We start from the raw sequence: 12,342 nt of genomic DNA on the forward strand, positions 1-12,342 counted from the left end.
GTCGACCTGGTCTCCGGACAGGTCGGCCGCCTGCAGATCCCGGCGCACGACGGAGACGCCTACGCCCTCTCCTCCGCTCTGCACCTGCCGTTCTCGGGGGCGGTGCAGGAGGAGCGCTGCGGGATGCTCCTCCCCCGGCCCGTCGCGCGGGGGCGCTCCGGGCCGGGTGGGGAGGGGATCAGCTCGCGAAGGTCCAGGTGAGCGGGAGCGAGGCGGACAGGCCCTGGTAGGCGTTGGTGGCCGACGAGTCGAGGGTCACGGCGATGGAGAAGGGGGTGGAGGTGCCGGGGGTGACCGGGGCGGTGTTGAGGGTCTTGACGGCGGAGCCGGCGAGGGTCGCGGCGGTGCCCGTGAAGACGGTGGTCCCGCCGGAGGTGATCACGACGTTGAGCTTGCCGCAGAAGTCGGTGGCGGAGCCGGAGGCGCCGGCCGCGACGTTGTTGCTCTGCAAGCAGGTGGCGCCGGGGGTCAGCGTGAAGGTGTTGGCGTTGACGGTGCCGGTGTTCTTCAGCGTGATCGCGGTGGTGACGGTCTGGCCGGGGACCATCGTGGTCGATCCGCCGAACTTGTTGATGGTCGCGCAGGTCGCGGTGTTGGTGCTGATCGAGCCGCCGTCGGTGCTGAGGCAGGTGATGGGGCTGGCACCGGTCGACTTCTCCTCCATGACGAGCGAGCCGGAGGCGGCGGTGTTGCCGGTGTTGGAGATGCTCGCGACGAAGCCGGACAGGGTGCCGGACATCGAGACGGAGAGGAGAGCGGCGGCGGCGATGCTCGTCGCGATGGCGAGGGGAGCGAAGCGGACGCGCTTGGACTTGGCGGTGTGGGTCGACATGGCAGGACTCCTGATCGGGTGGGGCGGGCTGATGCTGAAGGGGGAGGGTCCGGCTGGTGGTCCGCCGAACTCGATTGACCGCTAAGTTACTTGATGACCAAGATACATTGCAATCGTTCTTTCACCCCCTGTCCGGGTGACAGGCCGGGACCCCCGAGGGCGACCCGTACGATGACCCCAGCCCTACCCCGAGAAGGACGAATGACCACCGAGAGACCGACCCCGCGCGACGTCGACCAGGACGCGCCCGCCGTGCAGCTGCGGCAGTCGCTCCGGCTGCTCGAGAACGCGCAGCGGCACCTCCGCGCGAGCATCGCCGCGGGCGTGGGCGTGGGCATCTCGGAGCTCACCGCGCTCGAGGTGCTCGGCGAGTCGCCCGACCTCACGCCGAAGTGGCTGGGTCTCGAGCTCTCCCTCTCGACGGGCGCCGTGACCGCGCTCCTCGACCGGCTGGCGACCGCCGGCCACGTCGACCGGCTCGCCAACCCGCAGGACCGCCGCAGCGTCCTGCTGCGCCTCACCGCCTCCGGGGAGCAGCTGCTCGCGCAGGTGGACGAGCGCTACGACGAGGTCAGCGCGGAGGTGCTGAAGGCCTCCCCCGGGCTGAACGGCATGGCGGACGACCTGGCGCGTGCCGCCGCGGTCATCACCGCGCACACGATCCGCTGATCCGCGCCAGTCGCTAGGAGTCCAGCGCCCGGGTCAGGGTCCAGACGTTGCGCCCCTCCGAGCGCTCGTGCTCGAACGTGGTCGTCAGCGCCTGGATGAGGGCGAGCCCGCGGCCCGACTCCGCGAAGACGTCCGGCATCTCCCGCGGCCCCGTGCCGATGTCCGGCGGATCGGCCGTGTCGACCAGCTCCGCGTGGATCGCGTCTCCCTCGACGCGCACGACGAGGCGGCAGACGATCGTCGTCGTCGACGTCGCGTGCTGGATGACGTTGTCGACCAGCTCGACCAGCGCCGTCTCGACGGCCATGCGGTCGCGGGCCGGCAGGTCCGGCCGCTCGCCCCAGAGCCCGGCGAGCATCTCGTGGACGACCTCGGTGTCGTCCGGGGGCGTGCGGAACCCGACGCTGCGCTCAGTCACGGTACGCGTCGCCGGCCGTGTCGAAGAGGGTGAGCACCCGGTCCAGATTGGACAGCTGCAGCACCATCACGACCTGCTCGCTGGGCGCCGCGATCCGCAGGTCGCCGCCCGCCTGCCGCGCGGTCTTGAGAGCGCCGACCAGGGCGCCGAGGCCGGAGGAGTCCATGAACGTCACCGCGCTGAGCTCGACGACGATGCGGGGGCTGCCCTCGTCGATCGCCCGGCGGACGGCCGAGCGCAGCTCCGGAGCCGAGGCCGCGTTGAGCCGCCCCTCCCCCCGCAGCACGGCGATGTCGGGGGCGGTCGTCTCGGTCGTGAACGTCATGCGGGGTCCTTCTCGGCGGAGCGGTCGGCGCCCGTGCGGGTCAGCACGAGGGCGGTGATGTCGTCGGACGCGGAGCCGGAGGCGGCGAGCGCCCTCAGCGCCTGCAGGAACTCGGCGGTGTCGGCGGAGTCGCGGGCGAGATCGACCGCGCGCGCCAGCGACTGCAGCGTCCCGTCGTAGAGGTCGAGGACGCCGTCGGTGAAGGCCAGGAGCGAGTCGCCGACCGCGAGCTCCACGGTCTGGGTGATCCAGCCGCCGTCCTCCGCGATGCCCAGCGGGAGGCCCAGTGCCGCGAGCCGCTGGAACGAGCCGTCGGCGCGGAGGAGGACGGTGAGCCCGTGGCCCGCGTCGACGAAGTCGATCCGGCCGGACGCGGTGTCGAGGCGCCCGTGGAAGAGGGTCGCGAAGGTCTCGGTGGCCGTGAAGTCGTCGTGCAGCTGGGCGCTCACCGCGCTGACGACCGCGTCGGGGTCGCCGCCCAGGCGCGCCCGGAACGCGGAGCGGATCGAGGCGGCCACGATCGCCGCTGCCGTCCCCTTGCCCATCACGTCCACGAGGGTCAGGTCGACCGTCTCGTCGTCGCCGCGCCAGCTGTAGAAGTCGCCGGTGATCGTCCACCGCGGCAGCGAGAGCCCCGAGAGCTCGTAGCCGGCGGGGTGGTGGAGGGAGGAGGGAGCCATCTGCGTCTGCATGTCGGCGGCGCGGTCGCGCTCCGCCGTGTCGCGCAGCTCCCGCTCGACCCACTCGCCGAACTCCTCGAGCAGCTGCCGCTCGTCCGGGGTGAGGCTCCGGGGCACGAAGTCGATGAGGCAGAGGGTGCCCAGCTGAAGGTCGCCCTCGACCGACAGCGGCCGCCCGGCGTAGAAGCGGACGTGCGGGTACCCCGCGACGTGCTCGTGCCCGGCCCACGCCTCGTCGGCACCGAGGTCCGGCACGACGAAGGTGGTGCGCTTCTCGAGCGTCGCGTCGCAGAAAGTGCCGGCGCGCGGGTAGGCGAGCACGGCGTCCGGACGCTGCGGGGACTTCGTGAACAGCGTGGTGTCGTCGAGGAAGTGGATCTCGGCCACGGGCACGCGGAACAGCTCCTCGGCCATCCGTGTGATCCGGTCGAAGCGCTCCTCCGGAGCCGACCCCATCATCTCGAGCGCCTCGAGCGCCACCAGCCGCGGATCCTGCTCGGCCTCGATCATCCGTGCCCCCTTCCCCCTGCGCGCCGCGCCGGGACTCCCCGGAGCGCACACGCACCTCCGACCGTATCGCCCCGCTTGACGGGTGGGGGACCTTCGGCGCCTCTGTACCCCTCACGGGGTACGGCTGTCGCAGATCGCGCGGTCGGGAGCGTCGGCGGTGGCCGATCCCGGCCGTCCTCGCCTCCGCCTCTTGCCGCCGGACGGAGCGGACCCCTACTCTTCACCCGACGCTCCCCCGGCGACCCGCGAGCACCCGAAGCCCGCAGGCTCGTGGGCGTCGCCTCAGGAGCGCCCGTGCCCACTCAGCCGCGTCCCCTCCGCCGATCGCGCGCGGAGACGAACCGACCCTCTCGATCCGACGCGCCCCGGCGCGGGAGCCCACTCGCTGCGGCGCTCCTGCTCGTGACCGTCCTGATCCTCCCGCTCGCCACCGCGCCGACAGCGTCCGCCGTCGACTCGGCGGGCGACGAGTACGACGCGATGCGCCTCGCCCTCGTCGCCGATCTGACGGGCACGATCCCGGGAAGCGGGAGCGTCGGCGGCCTCGCCGCGGCGAAGGGCCGCCTCGTCGCCGAGGCCGAGGGCTACTGGTCGACGCTCGAGACCGACGGCGGCGAGCCCTGGCCCGATCTGGTCACGGGCACCTCGGCGGTGGAGGTGTGGACCGCCTACAAGCGGGTCACCGTCCTCGCGACCGCGCTGAAGACCCCCGGCACCGCCCTCAGCGGCGACCCGGCGCTCCTCCGCGACGTCGTCACGACCGCCGACTGGCTCTCGGCGAACCGCTACAACCGCTCCACCACCGGCACCTCCCGCTGGTGGGAGCAGCAGATCGGCATCCCGCTCGAGCTGAACAGCATCACCGCCCTCCTCTACCCCGACCTCTCGGCGGCGCAGGTGCAGGCCTACCTGTCGGCCTCGACGCGCTTCGCCGACACCGTCACCCGGACCGGCGCCAACCGCGTCTGGACGGCGGCGGTCATCGCCGGGCGGGCAGTGCTTCTGAAGCAGCCGGCGAAGATCGCGGAGGCGGCCGCCGGCATCGACCCGGCGCTGAGGACGGTGGCGTCCGGCGACGGCTTCCACGCCGACGGCTCCTTCGTGCAGCACAGCGTCTTCGCCTACAGCGGCGGGTACGGGCTCTCGATGCTCGACACCCTCGACGACCTGTACTCGCTGCTCGACGGCTCCCGCTGGGAGATCACGAGCCCGGAGGGGCTCGGCGTGTACGACCGGCTCGCCTCCTCCTTCGCCCCCGTCACCTGGTGCGGCGCCGTGATGTCGACGGTCCGCGGCCGCGAGACCGCGCGGGCGGAGTCGGAGGACGGCGACGTCGGCGTCCAGCTGCAGGCGGCGGTGCTGCGCCTCGCCGACAGCGCCCCGCCCGCGGTCCGGACCCGGACGAACGCGCTGGCGAAGAGCTGGCTGGCCTGCAACGCCGGCAGCCCCGTGAGCATCGAGACGGCCGGATCCGTCAGCGACGTCGTGCGCGCGCGGCTCGTCCTCGCCGACACGGGCCTGACCGCGACCCCGATCGGCTCGGGCGTCCGGGCCTTCGCCGGCATGGACCGCTTCACGCGGACCACGGCGACCTCGGGCTTCGCCGTCGGCCTGTCGAGCACACGGATCGCCCGCTACGAGTCGCTCAACGGCGAGAACCGCAGCGGCTGGTACACCGGCGACGGCGCGACCTCGCTCCACCTGGGCAGCGGGCGCCAGTACGACGACGGCTACTGGGCCACGGCGAACCCGTACCGGATGCCCGGCACCACCGAGGACACGATCGTCCGGAGCGCGGGCGAGGGCGCGTCGTCCCGCCCGACGACGACCTTCACCGGGAGCCTCGAGAGCCCGTCGCGGCGGACGGGGATCGCGGCGCTCGACTTCGACGCGGCGTCGGTGAGCCTGGTCGCGAAGAAGGCCTGGTTCACCTTCGACGACGAGATCCTCGCGCTCGGCTCCGGGATCACGGCGACCGACATGTCCGGGACCGGCTGGGACGGGGTGCGCCGGCGCGCGGAGACGGTGATCGACGACCGCCGCGACGTCGCTCCCGACGCGAGGCTCCGCGTCGACGGCGTCCTCCGCGGTGCGGAGGCGACCGCCACGAGCACCGCCCGCTGGGCCTCGATCACCGGCTCCGCGGAGTCGGTGGGCTACGTCTTCCCGACGCCGATCGCCCTGACCGCGCAGGGGCGGACCCGCACCGGAGCCTGGAGCGCCGTGAGCGCCGCCGGTCCGACGGCGCCGGTGACCGGCCACTACTACTCCCTCACGACGAGCCACGGCACGAACCCGACCGGCGCCTCGTACGCGTACACGGTCCTCCCCGGCGCCTCCGAGGCGGCGACCGCCGCGTACGCGGCGGACCCGGACGTGACCGTGCTCAGCAACACACCCCAGCTGAGCGCCGCCCGCGACCGCTCGACCGGCACCGTGAGCGCCGTGTCGTGGAAGGCCGGGACCACGAGCCCCGTCCTCGTCGGAGGCACCCGGGTCGCGAGCATCACCGGCGCCGGACTGGTCTCGATCCGGGAGGACGCGGACACGGTGACCGTCTCGACCGTCGACCCGACGCAGGTCTCGACGAGCGCGCTCACCGTGACGCTCGCGCGGCCGACCGCGGGCACGGTGTCCTCGAGCGCCGCCCTGAGCGTGACGAGCAGGACGAGCACCGCGACGACGATCACGTTCCGGCCGAACGGGCTGAAGGGAGCGACGGCGTCCATCGTGCTCGCGAAGAGGGCCGCCACTCCGGTGCCGACGGCCACGCCCACGCCGACCGCCACCGCCGCGCCGACCTCGACGCCGACCGCCACCGCGACTCCGCTCGCCGCCGTCGGGGCCGGCACCCACCAGAACGGCTCGCCGGCCGTCGCCGTCACGGGCACCTGGTCCACGACCTCCTCCTCCGCGGACAGCGGCGGCGGTGTCTCCTTCTCGTCGACAGGGGGCGCCTCCGCCACCCTCCGCTTCACCGGCACCGGAGTCTCGTGGGTGAGCCGCCGGTCCAGCACGTCCGGGATCGACGAGGTCCGCCTCGACGGCGTCCTCGTGGCCTCGGTCGACCGCTACAGCGCCACCACCCGCTCCGCCCAGACCGTCTGGACCAGCGGGACCCTGCCCGCCGGCACCCACACCGTCACGATCACCCGCGGCAGCACACGGAATCCGGCGGCGACCGGGGGCAACCTGATCCACGACGCCTTCGTCGTGAGGGGCTGACGGCCCGGCTATCACCGGCCGCGGTGCCTGGCCAGGCCCTCGCCCGGCGGCGGGCGGGCCCGTAGCGTCGCCCGGACCGATCGACCCGCCGGGGTCACGACGAGAGGACGCGCCATGAGCAGCACGAGCGACATGATCCGGAGCCACCCCGAGGAGCTGCGCGGCGTCGATCCGGAGGTCCTGGCCGAGTGCATCGACGCGTGCGGCGCCTGCGCGCTCACCTGCACCGCCTGCGCCGACGCGTGCCTCGGCGAGGAGTCGGTCGCCGAGCTGGTCCACTGCATCCGCACCGACCTCGCCTGCGCCGACGTGTGCGCCGCGACCGGCGCCGTGCTCTCGCGCCGCGGCGTCGTCGGATCCGCGGCCGTCCGCGCCCTCGTCGAGGCCTGCCTCCTGGCCTGCCGCGCCTGCGCCGACGACTGCGAGCAGCACGCCGGGATGCACGAGCACTGCCGGATCTGCGCCGAGGCCTGCCGCCGCTGCGAGCAGGCGTGCGAGAGGCTGCTCGCGCAGCTCTGAGCGCGGGCGCCACCGCGGGACACCACCCCCACCGGACTCGACGGGCGGCTGTCAACCGTCCTGCCCTGAGCGTCCGGCGCTCCGCGGAGGTCATCGCCCACATCGAGCTCGAGACGCGCCGCATGCAGCCGGCCCGTCCCTCGTGGAGCGAGGAGATGACGGACATCCCTCCGCTGGACTTCCTCGAGTACACGGACATCGCCGACCTCGAGGACGCCCGGCGCGACCCGATGGACTAGGCCGCCGCCGGCTCCTCGGTGGAGCGGGAGTCGCTGAGGGACAGCGAGCCGATCGTCGCGATCACGCCGACGAGGACCGCCACGACCAGGAAAGCGACCCGCTCACCCGCGAAGAAGCTCCGGACGAGGTCCGCGCTCCACGCGCCCGCCGGGAGGGTGGTCGCCACCAGTGCGGCGATCAGCGTGCCGACGACGGCCGTGCCGATGCTGGTGCCGATCTCCTGGGCCGTGTCGTTGAGCGCCGCACCGATCGAGGTGCGGTTCGCGGGCATCGCCTCGACGAGGGCGACGGTGCAGATGGTCATGATCGTCCGCAGGCCCACCGTCATCACGACCATCATCACGGCGATCGCGAGGTAGCCCCGGTCCACCGCCCAGGACATCCCGAGCAGCGCGCCGACCAGGAGCCCGGTGCCGATCAGGCAGGCCGCGCGGTGCCCCAGCTTCGCGGCGAGGCGCTCGGTGACCGGAGTGGCGGCGAGCATCGTGACGATGACGGGCAGGTTCGCGAGGCCGGCGCGCACCGGGCTCCAGCCGTAGGCGTACTGGAAGTGCAGGATCAGGCCGAACAGGACGCTCGCGAAGGCGACCGAGGCGCCGAGCTGCGTGAGCGCCGCTCCCCGCGCGGGGCCGGCGCGGAAGATTGCGAGGTCGATCATGGGCGAGACGGCGCGGCGCTCGCGGACGACGAATCCCGCGACGGCGGCGACGGTGCCCGCGGCGCAGGCGATCGTGAGGAGCGACAGCCAGCCGTTCTCGACTCCGCTGGTGAGTGTGTAGCAGCCGAGCCCCACCGCGGCGACGGTGAGGGCGGTCCCCGGCAGGTCGAGCCGACCGGAGGTGAGGTCGGCGCGCTGGTCCGCGGGGACTCCGAGGCGCACGCCGATCCAGACCAGCAGCGCGATCGGGGCGTTGACGACGAGCAGCCACTGCCAGCTGACGGTGCTGAGGATCGAGCCGCCGAGGAGGGGGCCGAGGACCATGCCGGACATCCCGACGATCATCACGATCGCGATCGACCGCATGCGGAGCCTCTCGTCGTCGAAGAGCCGGAACACCAGCGACATCGTGACGGGCGCCATGGCGGCCGCGGCGCAGCCGAGCGCCGCGCGGAGGGCGATCAGCTGGCCGATGTCGGTGACGAGGACGACGGCGAGGCTGATCAGCCCGAACGCGGCGAGGCCGGTGAGGAGCACGCGGCGGCGGCCGAACCGGTCGGCGGCGGACCCGGCTGTCAGCAGCAGCCCGCCGAAGGTCAGGGAGTAGGCACCGGTCACCCACTGCAGTCCGGCGGTCGACCCGTCGAGTGAGCGTCCGATCGTCGGGAGGGCGATCGAGAGCAGCGTGTTGTCGACCATCTCGACGAAGAACGCGAGGCAGAGAGCGGCGAGCGGGAGTGCCGCGGAGCGGAGGGAGGTGTGAGCGCGGGACTCGGCGGAGGTGGTCGTCGGAGCGGACATCGAGGCGCCTTCCTATCGAACGCCGTTCGACTATCGTACGGCGTTCGATAGTATGGAACGCCGTTCGGTAAGATGCAAGCCATGCCTGCAGATCGCCCGACGGAGACCGCTGCCGCGCCCTCCCCCGCCCGGGGCCGCCGCCGAGCGTCGCACTCGCTCGACACCGTGCTGGCCGAGGCGATCGCGATCCTCGACGAGTCCGGGGAGTCGGCCCTCACGTTCCGCGCGCTCGCGGCCCGACTCGGCGGCGGTGTGGCGAGCATCTACTGGTACGTCGGCAGCCGCGACGAGCTGCTGGAGCGGGCGACCGACGAGGTCATGGGTCGGGTCCTCGCAGACAGCGAGCCGCTCACCCACGGGCCGGACCCGATCGACAACGTCCGCGCCGTCGCACTGGCCCTCTTCGACGAGTGCGTCCGCCGACCCTGGTTCGGCCTCTACATGCTCCGCACGACCGGGGTGCAGCCCAACTCGATGGCGATGTACGAGCGCCTCGGGCAGCAGCTCATGGCTCTCGACCTGACGCCCCGGCAGCGGTTCCACGCCGTGTCGTCCATCGTCAGCTACGTCGTCGGAGTCGCGGCCGACCTGGCGCAGCCGCCGCCCCGCGAGTTCCTCGAGAGCGGGATGGAGAGGGGCGAGTTCCTCGAGCACCTGGCCGACCGCTGGCGCGCCCTCGATCCGGAGGAGTTCCCCTTCGGCCACCACGCGGCCGACGTCATGGCGACGCACGACGACCTCGACGTGTTCCGCTCCGGCCTCGACCTGCTGCTGGCCGGGCTCCGGCTGCAGGCGGGGCGGGGCTGAGGCCGGGTCAGCTCCCCGAGGTCCGCCGGATCGCCACCACGGTCACGTCGTCCGCCAGCAGCCCCTCGGCCGCCAGGCCGGTGACGCCGGCGACCGCGGCGGCGGCGGTCGCCGGGGCGGCGACGGCCGCGTCGGCCACCCGGTCGAGGGCGGCGAGGGAGCCGTCGAAGAGGTCCAGCACGCCGTCGCTGCAGATCAGCAGCAGGTCGCCGGGGTGGAGCCGGAGGCCGGTCGGCTCCCACTCCTGCGTGCCGAGGAGGCCGAGCGGCAGATGGGCGGAGGGGATGCGCTCGCGCGAGCCGTCGGCGCGGCAGACGATCCCGAGTCCGTGCCCGGCGTCGACGAGCACGATGTCGCCGGTCGAGGCGCTGAGCCGCAGGTGGAGGAGCGTGACGAACGCGTCGTTCGCCGACAGGTCCGGCTCGACGACCCGGTCGATGAGCGCCATCGTCGCCGCGGGGCCGAGAGCGGGAGGAGTGACGCGCAGGGCGGCGCGGACCGTGGCGGCGATCATCGCGGCGCCGACCCCCTTGCCCATGACGTCGGCGACGGTGACGGCGAGCCCGTCGGGCGTGCAGCGCCAGTCGAAGAAGTCGCCGCTCACCGTCCCGCTGGGCACGCAGGCGCCGGCGACGTCGTAGCCCGGGAGGTCCGGGACCGAGCGGGGCTCGAGCCGCCGCTGCACCCTCTCGCCGTCGGCGAGCTCCTGCCGCGAGCGGGCGGCGCCGGCGGTGAGCATCTGCGCGACCTGCTCGCCGCTGAGCGACGCCATGCTGAACGACACCACGACCAGCAGCACCAGCGTGATCAGCGTGGTGGTCGGGGTCCCGAACCAGGTCGCGAACAGCTCGCTGCGCAGCCCCGCGGCCAGGAACACGGCGAACCGGAGCGCGTAGTAGAGGGAGAGGGCGCCGGAGCTGAGCAGCAGCGGCCAGCGCGTGCGCGAGCGTCCGGCGCCGAGCAGCGCGATCTCGCGGGTCGACAGGCCGATGAGGAGCGCCATCGAGGCGAGGTAGAGCGGCCCTCCCGACCAGTCGTTGACGGCGGGAGAGTCGAGGCTGGACACGCCCGTCACCACCACGGTCGGAGCGACCACCAGCCACCACGGCGTCGGCCGGCCGCGGAGGGAGCGGCTCGCCGCCCAGACCGCGGCGGCGCCGGCCACGATGAGCCCGTTCCCGAGCGGATTCGCCCACACCTGGTCGGCCGTGCCGTCGCGGAGGTAGGCGAGCGAGCCGCCCATGAACAGCGCGAGCGCCGTGCACCACCAGAAGCTGAAGGACGAGCGCGTCGACCGGTAGGTGACCAGCGCGAACAGCAGGAAGAGGGTGAGGGCGGTGACCCCGAAGGCGACGCGGAGGGTCGTGGCATCGAGCAAGGCGGGTCCGTGGCCCTTCCAGGAGACCGAGCGGCGGAGCGGCGGACGGGCGCCGCGATCAAGGGGATCCTGGCACGGCGCACGGGCCGTACGCGGCGCGCCGTGGAGGCCGGCCCCGGGGATCCGCGGCAGTGCGGCCCGTCCGCCCACCCGACGGGGGGAGCAGGAGGGGAGCCCGCACGTTCGAGGAGAGGCCACCGCCCTCGCGCTCGATACAGCATCGCGTGTACCGTCGCTCCCGTGCCCGCCTCCGCGACCCTCACCCACTCCGCCGCTCTCGCGCGCCTCGGATCCGCCCTGGCGGACGAGACCCGGTCCCGGATCCTGCTCGCGCTGCGCGAGGCTCCGGCCGTCCCCTCCGACCTCGCGGACGCGCTCGGGGTCTCGCGGCAGGTGATGTCGAATCAGCTCGCGTGCCTCCGCGGATGCGGGCTGGTGGAGGCCGTGAAGGACGGCCGGTACACCTGGTACCGGCTGGCCGAGACCCGGATCGCCGGGGCGCTCGACCACCTGCTCCGCCTGGCCCTGGTCGTCGATCCGGACTGCTGCTCCGGCGACGACTGCCGCTGCGCATGAGCGCCCTGCGCGCTCCGCTCCTCCCCGCCCGCCGCCGCGTGCTGCAGAGGCGGATCCGCTGGATCGTCGGCGCGACCATCGCCTACAACGTGGTGGAGGCGATCGTGGCCCTCGCCGCCGGGACGGTCGCCTCGTCCACCGCACTCGTCGCCTTCGGCCTCGACTCCGTGGTGGAGGTGCTCTCCGCCGCGGCCGTCGCCTGGCAGTTCTCGGGCCGCGATCCGGAGGCGCGCGAGCGCACCGCGCTGCGGGTGATCGCCGTCTCGTTCCTCGGCCTGGCCGCGTTCGTCGCCGTCGACTCGGTCCGGGCGCTGCTCGGATTCTCGGAGGCCCAGCACTCCCCCGTCGGCATCGTGCTGGCCGCCGTCAGCCTGCTGGTGATGCCCGCGTTCTCCCTGCTCGAGCGCCGGACCGGCCGCGAGCTCGGCTCGGCCTCAGCCGTCGCGGACTCGAAGCAGACGCTCCTCTGCTCGTACCTCTCCGCCGCCGTCCTGGTGGGCCTGCTGCTGAACAGCACGCTCGGATGGACGTGGGCCGACCCCGTCGCCGGCCTCGTGATCGCCGCGGTCGCCGTCCGCGAGGGCCTGGAGGCCTGGCGCGGCGAGTCCTGCACGACGCCGATCTCCGCGCTCACGAGCGAGGACTCCGAGGCCTGCGGCTGCTGCTGACGGGGGCGGGACGGCGCGGCGCACATCGGCGGTGGA

Annotated in this window: 13 protein-coding genes; 7 read left to right on the plus strand and 6 right to left on the minus strand. The window is 73.5% G+C overall.

Annotation, left to right across the window (positions count from 1 at the left end; translation table 11 throughout):
- The coding region (locus tag C5D04_RS18515) for a hypothetical protein (protein ID WP_219815015.1) at nucleotides 1–201 on the plus strand (201 nt) is incomplete at its 5' end.
- On the opposite strand, the gene C5D04_RS07715 is transcribed toward C5D04_RS18515, so the two are convergent.
- Nucleotides 179–832: a hypothetical protein gene (locus C5D04_RS07715; protein WP_104347527.1), complete on the minus strand. Its 654-nt coding sequence runs from the start codon at nucleotides 830–832 to the stop codon at nucleotides 179–181. The two genes, C5D04_RS18515 and C5D04_RS07715, sit on opposite strands and share 23 nt — an antisense overlap.
- Nucleotides 833–1,033: 201 nt before the next feature.
- On the opposite strand from C5D04_RS07715, the gene C5D04_RS07720 reads away from it, so the two are divergent.
- On the plus strand, nucleotides 1,034–1,501 hold the full coding sequence (locus C5D04_RS07720) for a MarR family transcriptional regulator (RefSeq protein WP_104224277.1): 468 nt from the start codon (nucleotides 1,034–1,036) through the stop codon (nucleotides 1,499–1,501).
- 13 nt (nucleotides 1,502–1,514) lie between these two features.
- Here the strand turns inward: C5D04_RS07720 and C5D04_RS07725 are convergent, their stop codons facing one another.
- From C5D04_RS07725 to C5D04_RS07735, 3 genes are read right to left on the minus strand one after another with little or no spacing between them, the layout of a single operon-like run.
- A complete protein-coding gene (locus C5D04_RS07725) occupies nucleotides 1,515–1,919 on the minus strand; it encodes an ATP-binding protein (protein ID WP_104227126.1) in 405 nt (134 codons plus the stop codon).
- Complete coding sequence (locus C5D04_RS07730) at nucleotides 1,912–2,244, minus strand: STAS domain-containing protein (RefSeq protein WP_104227127.1); 333 nt, start codon at nucleotides 2,242–2,244, stop codon at nucleotides 1,912–1,914. Before C5D04_RS07730 ends, C5D04_RS07725 begins: the two co-directional genes overlap by 8 nt.
- Entirely contained in the window at nucleotides 2,241–3,434 is a 1,194-nt protein-coding gene (locus C5D04_RS07735) for a PP2C family protein-serine/threonine phosphatase (RefSeq protein ID WP_104224280.1), read from the minus strand. Before C5D04_RS07735 ends, C5D04_RS07730 begins: the two co-directional genes overlap by 4 nt.
- Nucleotides 3,435–3,836: 402 nt before the next feature.
- Between C5D04_RS07735 and C5D04_RS07740 the strand changes: the two genes are divergently transcribed.
- Nucleotides 3,837–6,659, plus strand: a complete 2,823-nt coding sequence (locus C5D04_RS07740; RefSeq protein WP_104326234.1) for a polysaccharide lyase 8 family protein — start codon at nucleotides 3,837–3,839, stop codon at nucleotides 6,657–6,659.
- A 114-nt stretch (nucleotides 6,660–6,773) separates the two neighbouring features.
- A complete protein-coding gene (locus C5D04_RS07745; RefSeq protein ID WP_104255963.1) occupies nucleotides 6,774–7,178 on the plus strand; it encodes a four-helix bundle copper-binding protein in 405 nt (134 codons plus the stop codon).
- A gap of 235 nt (nucleotides 7,179–7,413) precedes the next feature.
- On the opposite strand, the gene C5D04_RS07750 is transcribed toward C5D04_RS07745, so the two are convergent.
- Nucleotides 7,414–8,877 (minus strand): MFS transporter, encoded by a 1,464-nt coding sequence (locus tag C5D04_RS07750; RefSeq protein WP_104347528.1) that lies wholly within the window; start codon nucleotides 8,875–8,877, stop codon nucleotides 7,414–7,416.
- Nucleotides 8,878–8,958: 81 nt separating this feature from the next.
- On the opposite strand from C5D04_RS07750, the gene C5D04_RS07755 reads away from it, so the two are divergent.
- Complete coding sequence (locus C5D04_RS07755; RefSeq protein ID WP_219812210.1) at nucleotides 8,959–9,684, plus strand: TetR/AcrR family transcriptional regulator; 726 nt, start codon at nucleotides 8,959–8,961, stop codon at nucleotides 9,682–9,684.
- 7 nt (nucleotides 9,685–9,691) lie between these two features.
- On the opposite strand, the gene C5D04_RS07760 is transcribed toward C5D04_RS07755, so the two are convergent.
- A complete protein-coding gene (locus C5D04_RS07760; RefSeq protein ID WP_104295808.1) occupies nucleotides 9,692–11,062 on the minus strand; it encodes a PP2C family protein-serine/threonine phosphatase in 1,371 nt (456 codons plus the stop codon).
- 240 nt (nucleotides 11,063–11,302) lie between these two features.
- Between C5D04_RS07760 and C5D04_RS07765 the strand changes: the two genes are divergently transcribed.
- Both C5D04_RS07765 and C5D04_RS07770 read left to right on the plus strand, forming a co-directional pair.
- Nucleotides 11,303–11,638: a helix-turn-helix transcriptional regulator gene (locus C5D04_RS07765; RefSeq protein ID WP_104224288.1), complete on the plus strand. Its 336-nt coding sequence runs from the start codon at nucleotides 11,303–11,305 to the stop codon at nucleotides 11,636–11,638.
- Complete coding sequence (locus C5D04_RS07770; protein ID WP_104308499.1) at nucleotides 11,635–12,306, plus strand: cation diffusion facilitator family transporter; 672 nt, start codon at nucleotides 11,635–11,637, stop codon at nucleotides 12,304–12,306. The genes C5D04_RS07765 and C5D04_RS07770 overlap by 4 nt, the downstream gene beginning before the upstream one ends.
- Nucleotides 12,307–12,342: the final 36 nt, after the last annotated feature.

The sequence above is a fragment of the Rathayibacter sp. AY1D2 genome, from assembly GCF_002932695.1.
Classification (GTDB): domain Bacteria; phylum Actinomycetota; class Actinomycetes; order Actinomycetales; family Microbacteriaceae; genus Rathayibacter.

Excerpts from the sequence above, each read along its gene's own strand:
- C5D04_RS07730 (WP_104227127.1), bottom strand. The coding sequence starts at position 2,244 with ATGACGTTCACGACCGAGACGACCGCCCCCGACATCGCCGTGCTGCGG.
- C5D04_RS07750 (WP_104347528.1), bottom strand. The coding sequence starts at position 8,877 with ATGTCCGCTCCGACGACCACCTCCGCCGAGTCCCGCGCTCACACCTCC.
- C5D04_RS07755 (WP_219812210.1), top strand. The coding sequence starts at position 8,959 with ATGCCTGCAGATCGCCCGACGGAGACCGCTGCCGCGCCCTCCCCCGCC.
- C5D04_RS07770 (WP_104308499.1), top strand. The coding sequence starts at position 11,635 with ATGAGCGCCCTGCGCGCTCCGCTCCTCCCCGCCCGCCGCCGCGTGCTG.
- C5D04_RS07735 (WP_104224280.1), bottom strand. The coding sequence starts at position 3,434 with ATGATCGAGGCCGAGCAGGATCCGCGGCTGGTGGCGCTCGAGGCGCTC.
- C5D04_RS07745 (WP_104255963.1), top strand. The coding sequence starts at position 6,774 with ATGAGCAGCACGAGCGACATGATCCGGAGCCACCCCGAGGAGCTGCGC.
- C5D04_RS07715 (WP_104347527.1), bottom strand. The coding sequence starts at position 832 with ATGTCGACCCACACCGCCAAGTCCAAGCGCGTCCGCTTCGCTCCCCTC.
- C5D04_RS07720 (WP_104224277.1), top strand. The coding sequence starts at position 1,034 with ATGACCACCGAGAGACCGACCCCGCGCGACGTCGACCAGGACGCGCCC.